Here is an 11,754-nt window from a genome sequence, read left to right on the forward strand (position 1 = left end):
TCCTCGCGGGCGGTGATGGGGTGGGAATCGTTGAAGGAGGGGTGGGGATCGGAGCGGCGATGCCTGAAGGGCTCATGGGCTGAGCGTGACGCGCTCGGCGCCCTCGAAGGCCTGGGTGCCGGAGACGATGACCTGCTCGCCGGGCTTGAGGCCTTCCAGGATCTCGACCTTGGACAGGCTCTGCGCGCCCAGGCGGATCGGGCGCTTGACCGCCTGGCCGTCCTGGACGACGTAGACGAAGCGGCCTCCGCCGTCCTCGACGAAGCTGCCGCGTGCGACGGTGAGCACCTTGTCGCGGCGGTCCAGCAGCACGCGCACCGACAGGCGTTGGTTCTGCCGGAGCTGGTCGGGCGTGGCGCCGTCGAAGCGCAGGCGTGCGGCGACCTCGTTGTTGACGACCTCCGGCGACACCGTGCTGACCAGGCCCTTCCACTGCCGGCCGTTACCGGAGATCTCGCCGGGCATGCCGATGGCGAGGTCGCGGGCGAAGCTCTCGGGCACCTGCATCTGCACTTCCAGCGCGCTCAGGTCGACGACGGACAGCAGGCCCGTGCCGGCGGCGACGTTGGCGCGTTCGGCCACCAGCAGCTGGCCGACCTGGCCGTCGACCGGCGAGTGCAGCTCGAGTTCCGCGACCTGGCGTTCCAGGTCCTTGACCAGCAGTTGCTGACGCTGCAGCGCCTGCTGCTTGGACTGGAGCTCGAACTTCAGGCTGTCGTCCTTCAGACCGAGGCCGGCCTGCGCGTGGGCGGCGGTGATGCGGGCCTTCTCCATCGCGTCGCGGGCCTTCTCGACCTGCATGCCGGCGACGGCGCCGGCCTCGTAGGCCTTGGTCTGGCGGTCGAGGTCGTTGCGGGCCGTCTGCAGGTCGATCGCGGCGTTCTCATACGTGGAGCGCAGGGCGGCGCGCTGCTCGCGGCCGTCGACCTCGGCACGCAGCGCCTCGGTGCGCAGCGCGTCGGCGTTGCTCTGCTCCTGGGCGAGCTTGGCGCGCAGGTCCGGGCTGTCGATGACGCCCAGCAACTGGTCCTTGGCGACCTTGTCGCCGGCCTTGACCTTGAGCACCAGGTTGCCGCCGTGCAGCGCGTAGACGGTGGGGCTCATCGCGGCGACGACCTTGCCTTCGCCGGCCACGTCGCGCACGAGCGGGCCGATCTCGACGGGGGCGACGGACAGGCGCTGCAGGCTGACCGAATTGCCGCTGCCCATCATCCGCTGCACGGCGGGCGCGGCGGCGACCGCGGCGATCAGCAGCCCTGCGCCGGCCAGCGCCAGCCACAGGCGGCGGCGTCCCTGGGGGCGGGCGAGGGGAACGTCCTGTCCGGAGGTGTCGCGAATCATGAAGGTGTCCGAGGGTGGTCCGTGTGATCGATGCCGCACTTGTTCGCAAGGGGCGTGCCACACGGCGGACCCGTGGATTCCCGTTTGAAATCAACGGGTTGTCGATCGGCACCCAGCGCGGGTCAGTGTCCGCGGACAGTCGGCGGACGCTGGGTGGACAGACCCGGACAGGTCGTGTGTCCGCGCGAACGTCCGCGGCCCGGGCAGGGCATCGGCTGACCCGTCGATGGGAGCCGCCCCTCGGGGCGCGGCATGCTCGCGCGATGGCGCATCGCTGGAACGCTCCGGACACTGGCGGCTTGTCCCACTGCATGGAGCATCGCCATGTTCAACAACTTCTTCTTTGGACCGTCCGTCCCATTCGTGCCGCTCATGCCGCTCATGCCGGTCACGCCGGTCATGCCCGTCCTGTTCTCCCATGGATGCGGGTTCAACAGGTACGAGCCTGGGTCGACGTACACGCCGACCACCTGGGACTTCGGTCCCTACACGGGCCTGGGCTTTCGATCCGGCGCCTGCCAGGATGGCTTCGCCGCGGGCGCTCCCCGTCTGGAGCAGGCGTTGGAAACCTTCGCCTCGGCGCTGAGCCAACTGGGCGCCTGGGTGCGCGCGCAGCACTCGACGAAGGGCGTCGATGCCGTCGACGTGAATGAGGCGGCCCTGCCGCCGATCCTCGTCAAGGAAACGCCCGACATGTTCCGCCGGTCCAAGGGGGAGCCGGCCCTCAGCCGACCGGCCGAGCATGAGCACGCCGTCGAGAAGGCGGCGGAGCTCGCGTATGTGGCGGCGGGTGGCGTGACGGCGGGCGTGATGGACACGCTCGCCGTCCCTGCCTACCCGGTGGTCTGAGCGGCGCGGCGCGCCGCCTTTACTTCCCGAAGCTGTCCCGCAGCCCGGTGATCTTGTTGAACACCGGCGCGTCGGCCCGATGGTCGACGCGATCGGCGACGAAGTAGCCGTGCCGCTCGAACTGGACCTTGGTGTCCGGAGCGGCGTCTTTCAGCGAGGGCTCCAGGTAGCCGCGCGTCACGCGCTTGGCGTCCGGGTTCAGCAGCTCCAGGAAGTTGCGGTCGCCGGCGTCGGGCTGGGCCTCGGTGAACAGGCGGTCGTACAGGCGCAGCTCGGTGGCGATGCCTTCATGCGCGCCGACCCAGGTGATCACGCCCTTGACCTTGACCGCGTCCGCGCCAGGCGTGCCGCTCTTCGTGTCCGGCACCAGCTTCGCGAGCACCGCGGTGATGGTGCCGTCGGCATCCTTCTCGCAGCCGGTGCACTCGATGACGTAGCCGTACTTCAGCCGCGCCTTGTTGCCGGGGAACAGGCGGTGGTAGCCCTTGGACGGGACCTCCATGAAGTCCTCGCGCTCGATCCAGAGCTCGGGGCCGAGGCTGAAGGCGCGCGTGCCGAGTTCCGGCACATGCGGATGGGCGGGGGCTGAGCACGGCTCGCGGTGATCGGTCGAGCCGAAGATCTCCGCGTAGTTCTTGAGCTTGAGCTTGACCGGATCCAGCACCGCCATCGCGCGGGCGGCCTTGCCTTCGAGGTCGGCGCGCAGGTAGCCGTCCAGCACCGAGTACTCGATCCAGGCGTTCGTCTTGGACGCGCCGGTGCTCTCGACCATCGCGCGGATCGCTTCGGGCGTGTAGCCGCGCCGGCGCATGCCGACCAGCGTGGGCATGCGCGGATCGTCCCAGCCGTCGACGTGGCCTTCTTCGACCAGCTGGCGCAGCTTGCGCTTGCTGGTGACGACGTAGGTCAGGTTCAGCCGGCCGAATTCATACTGATGCGGCAGCGGGCGGGCGAGCAGGCCGCCTTCGGCCAGGTGCTCGACCAGCCAGTCGTAGAACGGGCGCTGGTCTTCGAACTCCAGCGTGCAGACGCTGTGCGTGATGCACTCCAGCGCGTCCTCGATCGGATGCGCGTAGGTGTACATCGGGTAGATGCACCACTGGTCGCCGGTGTTGTGGTGCGTCGCGCGGCGGATGCGGTACAGCGCCGGATCGCGCAGGTTGATGTTGGGCGACGCCATGTCGATCTTGGCGCGCAGCACCATCGAGCCGTCGGGGTGCTTGCCGTCGCGCATCTCGCGCAGGCGGGTCAGGTGTTGCTCGGGCGTCCGGTCACGGAAGGGGCTGTTCTTGCCCGGCGTGCCGAAGTCGCCGCGGTTGGCGCGCATGTCCTCGGGGGACTGCTCGTCCACGTAGGCCAGGCCTTGCGACACCAGGTACTCCGCGCCCCGGTACATCAGGTCGAAGTAGTTGCTGGCGTAGAAGAGGTGGCTGGTCTCGTGGCCGCCGGCGTCCGCGGCGTCCCAGCGCCAGCCCAGCCACGCGACCATCTCCTTGATCGCGTCGACGTACTCCTGCTCTTCCTTCTCCGGGTTGGTGTCGTCGAAGCGCAGGTGGCAGATGCCGCCGTAGTCGCGCGCGAGGCCGAAGTTCAGGCAGATCGACTTGGCGTGGCCGATGTGCAGGTAGCCGTTGGGCTCGGGCGGGAAGCGGGTGCGGATCCTGGCCGGGTCCAGCGGACCGGCGGCGTGATGCGCCGCGTCGCCCGGGCTGCCGCCGAAGTGGCGCGCCGGCTGGAAGCCCTGTTCCAGGTCGCGCTCGATGATGGCGCGCAGGAAGTTGCTGGGCTTGACGGCGGCGTCCGTCTTGTCGGGCGCGGGAGCGCCGGCGGTCTTGTCGTGGCTGGACATCGGTGGATGAAGTCTCAAGGAAGGCCGTGGATTCTACGTGGGGGCCGACGCGCTCACTCTCAATGGGCAGATGTTCGATCAGCGGCGTCGCTGCCGGCGTTCGCCTGGGGCGGATGCCGCATCGAAGCCGGTGACACCCTTCGATGAGCGGGCGGCGTATCCGGCGACGGGCGGTGAGGGTCATGGAGGCGGATCAGCATCTCTTTGAGACTGCCAGGTTCTTCATGCGACAACCTGAACACACGCCGATGCGAGCTTCCAGAACTGCGACCCCGACGTCTTCCTTGCGCTTTCAAACACCGGATCCGCGCCAGCGCCGCGTCGTCGACCCGGCGGCCGAGTCCGCGTCCGCCCCAGCGCCTTCCGACGAGCCCGAAGCCGAGGCGTCGGCAGGCACGGAACCGGAGCGCGTCGCTCCAGTCGCCGGCGACGCGCCTGAACAGGCCGATCGCGAGGCTGCGTCAGGGTCCGCCTGCAACGCCGATGGCGCGATCGACAAGGCCGTTCCCGCCCTGGTGGCCGGGCTGGTGGGTGCCGCGTTGACCGCGGGCTCCGCGACCGTCCTGGCGGGGGGATCGGGGCCGACGCCGCCCATGCCAAAGCCGACGCCGGAGCCGAGGCCGGAACGGCTGCCCAGGCCGAAGCCCGATCCCACGCCGGAGCCGAAGCCGGAGTCGGCTTCCGATCCCCAACCGGATCGGAAGCCCGACGCCACGTCCGATGCCATCCTGGACATGGATGACAAGTCGCCGGGCCGGCCGCTGCCCGCCACGTCGGAACTGGCATTGCATTCGCCGCACGCGACGATGGATCGCCTGCTGGGGGCGGACGTCGAGGTGCTTGTCGATGGCATCGACAAGGACGGGAAGGGCCAGACCTATCCCTATCCCGGGGACGACATCTCCACCCGCTTCGACTCGCGGACCCTCGTCACGGCGAACCACGGCACGGACCTGACGATCCACCTGGCGTCCGGAGCGACCTTCGTCCTCTGACCTCAGCGCTCCTCGGGCCAGTGACCGGCGCACCGGGGACGGGTCAGCGCCGTCCGGCGTCTCACATCGCCCGGAACAGGTGCCCGTACATCCGGCTTACCGCCAGCTTCTCGGGCCGGCGGCGCAGCCGGAGGGTGAGCTTGCCGGTGTCGTCGCGGAGGACGCGCTCGATGGCGTCCACGTGCACGATGTGCCCGCGGTGCACCTGCCAGAAGCGGTTCGCGTCGAGCTGCGGGAGCAGCTCGCGCAGGGAGATCCGCACCAGGTATTCCTGATCGGCGGTGAGCACGCGGACGTACTTGTCCGCGGCCTCCAGGTAGACGACGTCGTCGACCGGCACCAGCACGATGGACTCGCCGACACCGACCTGCAGGTGGCGCAGCGTCGCTGCCGTGTTCCCGGCTGCGGCCGGCGCGCCGGACGGCGCGGAGGCAGTCGCCCCGCCCGCCGTCGAGTGCGCCCCGACGCCCAGCAGCCCGCGCAGTTGCTCGATGGCCGACTCCAGCGCCGCGGGCGGCTGTTGCCGCTGCGCGAGCGCCGCTTTCAATCGCGAGACCGTCTGCCCCAGCCGCTCGCGCTGCACGGGCTTGAGGACGTAGTCCACCGCCGCGCGATCGAACGCCTGAAGCGCGAACTGGTCGTAGGCGGTCACGAACACCAGCAGCGGAAACGCCGCGCCGCCGGGTCCTTCGTCGTCCCAATCGTCGGCGAGCTGCGCCGCCGCCTCCAGGCCGGTCATGCCGGGCATGCGGATGTCGAAGAAGCAGACCTCCGGCCGGTGCCGCAACGCCAGCGTCACGGCCTCCTCGCCGTGCGTGGCCATCGCGACGACCTCCAGCTCGGGCCAGAGCGCCTTCAGTTCCTGCCGCAGGTGCGCGGCCAGCAGTTCCTCGTCTTCGGCGATCAGGGCGGTGGGCATGGATGTTTCCTCCAGAAGGGACGGATCGATTCAGCGCGTGACGCAGGGGCCGGGCCTGGACGCCGATTCCGAGGCGGACCCGGATGCAGACCCGGATGCGGGCGCGGGCGCGGGCGAGGGCAGCGGCATGCGGATCCTCGCCCGCGTGCCGCCGCCCGCCGGGCGGGACAGGTCCAGCCGCGACAGCTCCAGCCGCGCCTGCGGCCCGCAGGCGACGGCCAGCCGGTCGCGCACCTGCACCGTGCCGAAGCCGCCCTCCGGCGACCGCGCCGCCGCGGCGTCGAAGCCCGCGCCGTCGTCCTCGACGTCGAGCAACAACTGACCCTCGGCCTCGACCGCCCGCACGCGCAGCGTGCCGCCGCCGACGTGCGGCTCCAAGCCGTGCTTGATCGCGTTCTCCACCAGCGGCTGCAGCAGCAGCGGCGGCACCGGCACCTCGCGCAGGGCCTCGGGCAGGTCGAACTCGAAGCGCAGCCGCGACCCCATCCGGACCTGCATCAGCGCCAGGTAGTCGGCCAGACGGGCGAACTCCTCCTTCAGCGGATGGCGTTCGGCGCGGGAGGCCGACAGCGTCGCGCGCAGGAAGGCGATCAGGTGGTCCAGCATCGCCTGCGCCCGGTCCGCGTCCATTCCGATCAACACGCGCAGGTTGGCCAGCGTGTTGAACAGCATGTGCGGCTCGAGCTGCGATTCGAGCAGCCGCAGCTGGGTCTCGGCGGCCTGGCGGCGCAGCGTCTCGGCGCGTGCCTCGGCGGCGGCGATGCGATGGCGGGACAGGAAGAACAGCGTCGCGCCGAAGCCGGGGATCAGCGCGATCACCATCACGCTCAGCACGCGACGCAAGGGGCTGGAGAGCAGACTCTTCTCCTGCAGGCCGGTCACCATGTTGCCGACCTCCACGCCCAGGCTGTAGCCCACGCCGGTGCCCAGCAGCAGGCACAGCACCATCAGCGGCCAGCCCGGCCAGTCGAAGGGCTCGGCCGGCGCGCGGCCGAAGCGGTCCAGCAGCCGCCAGCGGATCCAGCCCAGGCCGTAGCGCAGCAGGTTGATGCTGGCGGCGCAGAACAGCGAGATGAAGAAGCAGTAGATCAGCGTCGGGCCGAAGGGCTGGCTGAACACGATGGTCAGCGCCAGGGAGATGACCAGGGTCAGTGTCAGCACGATGAGCACGTGCCGGACGATCCAGCGCACGGGCGGGGAGAGGGGCAGGGTGCTCATGGGGTCGGAGTGTCGGCGATCGCGGCGAGGGTCGGAACTCAGGCCGGCACTCAGGCAGCGACCGCGTCCGACGTCTGGGGACGGTGGCCCAGGATGTTGATCGCCCGGCCCAGGAAGGCGCCGCTGAACAGGCCGAAGGCGGCGCTGAACCCGATCGCATAGGCGGTGTTGTGGGCGTAGTCGGGGTGCAGCGCCAGGCTCATGCCGGAGGCGAACTTCAGGACGAAGATGCCCAGCATCAGCCCCATCGGCACCCAGCTGCCGGGGACGAGGAAGCGGCGGCTGGCGGCGTCGTAGCGCACGTTGCCGGGCCAGCGCAGGGCGCGCAGCGCCAGCACGCCGACGACGATTCCGCCCAGCCAGGCCAGACCCGGCAGGCCGTCCAGGCCGAAGCTCTTTTCCACGCCCCAGGCGCCGAACACCAGCCACAGCGCCGGCAGCACGATCAGGCGCTTGGCGCGCACCGCGGTGGCGGTGCTCTGCTTGAGGCCGAAGTACAGGATCACCACGAGGATCGCCCAGACGAAGCCGGGGATGTGGGACAGGATCTGAAGCGGGGTGGGGTGCATGGCGGGCTCCGGTGGAACAGGCGTTGTCGATGGACGCGACTGTCCCGAAACGGTGCTCCCTTGCCCAGCGTCTGGCGACGAAGCGCCGAAAACCGGCGCGAACGACCTCCGTACGTCGCCACCCGAAGTCCTCGGTCGCAGATCCGGGGAAGTGCGACAGTGGTCGGGGACGGTGAGGTGTGGGGTTTCCGCGCTGGCCGCGGGGGCCCCATACCTCGGCGGCCTACGCCCCGCTCGAGGCAGGTGGGCGGTCTACCGCTGGAGCGGGGCTCTCAGCGTCGACGCTTGGTCGATCCGCCGCCCAGCAGGCTGCCCAGCACGCCCCGGACGATCTCCCGACCCACCGACGAACCGATGCTGCGCAGCGCCGACTTGGCCGCCGTCTCCGCCAGCCCCTCGTGACGCCCGCCGCGCGGGCCGGTGCTGCCGAACAGCACGTCCTTCAGCCCGCCGAGCAGACCGCCACCGTCGTCCTGCGCGGGTGCGGGGGCGGGCGAACCGCCGCGGCCCGTGGTCGGCGCGTGGCGCAAGGCCTGGTCCGCCTCGTCGGCCATCGACCCGGCCCCGGCGCCACCGCGCGGCGAGCCGGCCTGCGACGGCTGCGGCGCCGCGTCGGCGGACGTGGCGGCCCGGCCGGTCAGCTTTTCATACGCCGACTCGCGGTCGACGTGCTTCTCGTAGACGCCGGCGACCAGCGACCCGGCGATCAGTGCCTTGCGCTGCTCCGGCGTGATCGGTCCGATCTGGCTGCCCGGCGGGAGCACGAACACCCGCTCGGTGATGGCGGGCCGGCCCTTCTCGTCGAGCAGGCTGATCAGCGCCTCGCCGACGCCCAGCTCGGTGATCGCCATCGCGATGTCCAGCCCCGGCTTCGGACGCATCGTGTCCGCCGCCGCCTTGACCGCCTTCTGGTCGCGCGGCGTGAACGCGCGCAGCGCGTGCTGCACCCGGTTGCCCAGCTGGCCCAGCACCGTGTCGGGGATGTCCAGTGGGTTCTGCGTCACGAAGTAGACGCCGACGCCCTTCGAGCGCACCAGCCGGACCACCAGCTCGATGCGCTCCACCAGCGCCGCCGGCGCGTCCTTGAACAGCAGGTGGGCCTCGTCGAAGAAGAACACCAGCTTGGGCTTGTCCAGGTCGCCGACCTCGGGCAGCGCCTCGAACAGCTCCGACAACATCCACAGCAGGAAGGTCGCGTACAGCCGCGGCGCGGCCATCAGCTTGTCGGCCGCCAGGATGTTGATGACCCCGAGTCCATCCGACGTCTGCATGAAGTCGTGGATGTCGAGCATCGGCTCGCCGAAGAACTTGTCGCCGCCCTGCGCCTCGATCTGCAGCAGTCCGCGCTGGATCGCGCCCACGCTGGCCGCGGAGACGTTGCCGTACTGGGTCGTGAACTCGCTGGCGTTGTCACCGACGTGCTGCAGCATCGCGCGCAGGTCCTTCAGGTCCAGCAGCGCCAGGCCGTGGTCGTCGGCGATCTTGAACACCATCTGGAGCACGCCGCCCTGGGTCTCGTTGAGCCCCAGCATCCGCGACAGCAGCAGCGGTCCCATGTCGGAGACCGTCGCGCGCACCGGATGGCCTTGTTCACCGAACACGTCCCACAGCGTCGTCGGGCAGGCGATGGGCGCCGGCGGTTCGAAGCCGCGTTCCTTCAGCACCGCCAGCAGCTTGGCCGACGGCGCGCCGGCCTGCGAGATGCCGGTCAGGTCGCCCTTGACGTCCGCCATGAAGACCGGAACGCCCAGTTGGCTGAACGATTCGGCCAGTTTCTGCAGACTGATCGTCTTGCCGGTGCCGGTCGCGCCGGTGATGAGACCGTGGCGGTTGGCCAGCGCGGGCAACAACTGGCACTCGATGTCGCCGTGGCGGGCCAGCAGGATCGGGTCGGCCATGCGGAAGTCTCCAGAGGCAAAAAAGCTAAAATCGCAGTCTAACGAAGCAACCACCGCGCCGGCCCGGAGAATTTGTTCCAGGCCGCGTCACAGGAGAACGAGGACATGGCAGGGCATTCCAAATGGGCGAACATCCAGCACCGCAAGGGCCGCCAGGACGAGAAGCGCGGCAAGGTCTGGACCCGTCTGACGCGTGAAATCATCGTCTCGGCCCGCGCCGGCGGTGCCGACGTGGCGATGAATCCCCGCCTGCGCCTGGCCATCGAGAAGGCCAAGGCCGCCAACATGCCGGCCGACAACATCAAGCGCAACGTCGACAAGGCCACCGGCAATCTCGACGGCGTGACCTACGAGGAAATCCGCTACGAGGGCTACGGCATCGGCGGCGCCGCGATCATCGTGGACTGCATGACCGACAACCGCGTCCGCACCGTGGCCGAAGTCCGCCACGCGTTCAGCAAGTACGGCGGCAACCTGGGCACCGAAGGCTCGGTGGCCTTCCAGTTCAAGCACTGCGGCCAGCTGGTGTTCGCGCCGGGCACGTCGGAGGACAAGGTCATGGAAGTCGCGCTGGAAGCCGGCGCCGAGGACGTCCTGACCGACGACGACGGCGCCATCGAGGTGCTGACCGCGCCCGCCGACTACGAAGCCGTCAAGAACGCGCTCGAGGCCGCCGGCCTGAAGCCGGAGATCGCCGAAGTCACGATGCGCGCCGAGAACACCATCGAGCTGACCGGCGAAGATGCCGCCCGCATGCAGAAGCTGCTGGACGTGATCGAGGACCTGGACGACGTCCAGGACGTCTACAACAACGCGAGCCTGTCCGAATGAAGGTCCTGGTCCTTGGCAATGGTGGCCGTGAACACGCGCTGGCCTGGCGGCTGGCGCAGGGCGAGCGTGTCACCCAGGTCTTCGTGGCCCCCGGCAACGGCGGCACCGCGCGCGACCCGCTGCTGAAGAACGTCCCGATCACCGACGTGAAGGCGCTGGCCGACTTCGCCATCGAGCAGAAGATCACGTTGACGGTCGTCGGCCCGGAAGCCTTCCTGGCCGCCGGCGTCGTCGACGAGTTCCGCGCCCGCGGCCTGCGCATCTTCGGCCCGACCAAGGCCGCCGCGCAGCTGGAGAGCTCCAAGGCCTTCGCCAAGGAGTTCATGAAGCGCCACGGCATCCCGACCGCCGCCTACGAGACCTTCAGCGACGCGACCCAGGCGCATGCCTATGTCGACGCGCAGGGTGCCCCGATCGTCATCAAGGCCGACGGCCTGGCGGCGGGCAAGGGCGTGGTCGTCGCGATGACGCTGGCCGAGGCGCATGAGGCGATCGACTGGATCCTCGCGGACAACAAGCTCGGCGTCGTGCACAACGAAGGCGGCGCGCGCGTCGTCATCGAGCAGTTCCTCGAAGGCGAGGAAGCCAGCTTCATCGTGCTGTGCGACGGCCGCAACGTCCTGCCGCTGGCCACCAGCCAGGACCACAAGCGCCTGCTCGACGGCGACCAGGGCCCGAACACCGGCGGCATGGGGGCGTATTCGCCCGCGCCGGTCGTGACGCCCAACGTCCACGCCAAGGCGATGCACGAGATCATCATGCCGACGATCCAGGGCATGGCCCGCGACGGCGCCCCGTTCACCGGCTTCCTGTACGCCGGGCTGATGATCGACGCGCACGGCCAGCCGCGCACCGTCGAGTTCAACACCCGCATGGGCGACCCCGAGACGCAGCCGATCATGATGCGGCTCAAGAGCGACCTGTTCGAGGTGCTGATGCACGCGACCGACGGCACGCTCGACCAGGTCGAGCTGCAGTGGGACCGCCGCGCGGCGCTGGGCGTCGTGATGGCCGCGAGCGGTTATCCGCTGTCGCCGCGCAAGGGCGACGCGATCTCCGGTCTTCCGGAGGACGGCGAGGAGGCCATGGTCTTCCACGCCGGCACCACGATGCAGGACGACGGCCAGCTGGTGACCAGCGGCGGCCGCGTGCTGTGCGTGACGGCGCTGGGCGAGGCCGTGCGCCACGCGCAGCAGCTGGCCTACCAGACCGCGCAATCGATCCAGTTCGACGGCAAGCAGTACCGCCAGGACATCGGCCATCGCGCCATCAAGCGCTGACTTGA

Annotated in this window: 10 protein-coding genes; 4 read left to right on the forward strand and 6 right to left on the reverse strand. The window is 69.9% G+C overall.

Going from position 1 to position 11,754, the window contains the following annotated elements:
* Positions 1-72: 72 nt before the first annotated feature.
* Positions 73-1,341, reverse strand: coding sequence for an efflux RND transporter periplasmic adaptor subunit (locus AC1VNM_RS00575; protein ID WP_377156657.1), 1,269 nt, complete (start codon positions 1,339-1,341; stop codon positions 73-75).
* A gap of 324 nt (positions 1,342-1,665) precedes the next feature.
* Between AC1VNM_RS00575 and AC1VNM_RS00580 the strand changes: the two genes are divergently transcribed.
* Positions 1,666-2,190 carry a hypothetical protein gene (locus AC1VNM_RS00580; RefSeq protein WP_483105497.1) on the forward strand — a complete coding sequence of 175 codons (525 nt, stop codon included), beginning with the start codon at positions 1,666-1,668 and terminating at the stop codon, positions 2,188-2,190.
* Positions 2,191-2,209: 19 nt separating this feature from the next.
* On the opposite strand, the gene AC1VNM_RS00585 is transcribed toward AC1VNM_RS00580, so the two are convergent.
* A complete protein-coding gene (locus AC1VNM_RS00585; RefSeq protein WP_483105498.1) occupies positions 2,210-4,039 on the reverse strand; it encodes a glutamine--tRNA ligase/YqeY domain fusion protein in 1,830 nt (609 codons plus the stop codon).
* 284 nt (positions 4,040-4,323) lie between these two features.
* Between AC1VNM_RS00585 and AC1VNM_RS00590 the strand changes: the two genes are divergently transcribed.
* Positions 4,324-5,034 carry a hypothetical protein gene (locus AC1VNM_RS00590; RefSeq protein WP_483105499.1) on the forward strand — a complete coding sequence of 237 codons (711 nt, stop codon included), beginning with the start codon at positions 4,324-4,326 and terminating at the stop codon, positions 5,032-5,034.
* A gap of 61 nt (positions 5,035-5,095) precedes the next feature.
* On the opposite strand, the gene AC1VNM_RS00595 is transcribed toward AC1VNM_RS00590, so the two are convergent.
* The 4 genes from AC1VNM_RS00595 to AC1VNM_RS00610 all read right to left on the reverse strand — a co-directional run bounded on the left by AC1VNM_RS00595 (position 5,096) and on the right by AC1VNM_RS00610 (position 9,638).
* Entirely contained in the window at positions 5,096-5,953 is an 858-nt protein-coding gene (locus AC1VNM_RS00595; protein ID WP_483105500.1) for a LytR/AlgR family response regulator transcription factor, read from the reverse strand.
* A gap of 30 nt (positions 5,954-5,983) precedes the next feature.
* Positions 5,984-7,171 (reverse strand): sensor histidine kinase, encoded by a 1,188-nt coding sequence (locus AC1VNM_RS00600; RefSeq protein WP_483105501.1) that lies wholly within the window; start codon positions 7,169-7,171, stop codon positions 5,984-5,986.
* Positions 7,172-7,221: 50 nt separating this feature from the next.
* Positions 7,222-7,740: a DUF6622 family protein gene (locus AC1VNM_RS00605; RefSeq protein WP_483105502.1), complete on the reverse strand. Its 519-nt coding sequence runs from the start codon at positions 7,738-7,740 to the stop codon at positions 7,222-7,224.
* A 272-nt stretch (positions 7,741-8,012) separates the two neighbouring features.
* Entirely contained in the window at positions 8,013-9,638 is a 1,626-nt protein-coding gene (locus AC1VNM_RS00610; RefSeq protein WP_483105503.1) for a helicase HerA-like C-terminal domain-containing protein, read from the reverse strand.
* A gap of 105 nt (positions 9,639-9,743) precedes the next feature.
* Here AC1VNM_RS00610 and AC1VNM_RS00615 point away from each other — a divergent pair, with 105 nt between their 5' ends.
* Positions 9,744-10,469, forward strand: coding sequence for a YebC/PmpR family DNA-binding transcriptional regulator (locus AC1VNM_RS00615; RefSeq protein ID WP_377156647.1), 726 nt, complete (start codon positions 9,744-9,746; stop codon positions 10,467-10,469).
* Positions 10,466-11,749 carry a phosphoribosylamine--glycine ligase gene (gene purD, locus AC1VNM_RS00620; RefSeq protein ID WP_431102314.1) on the forward strand — a complete coding sequence of 428 codons (1,284 nt, stop codon included), beginning with the start codon at positions 10,466-10,468 and terminating at the stop codon, positions 11,747-11,749. The genes AC1VNM_RS00615 and purD overlap by 4 nt, the downstream gene beginning before the upstream one ends.
* The last annotated feature ends 5 nt before the right edge of the window (positions 11,750-11,754 follow it).

The sequence above is a fragment of the Mitsuaria sp. MSU3D genome, assembly GCF_056867975.1.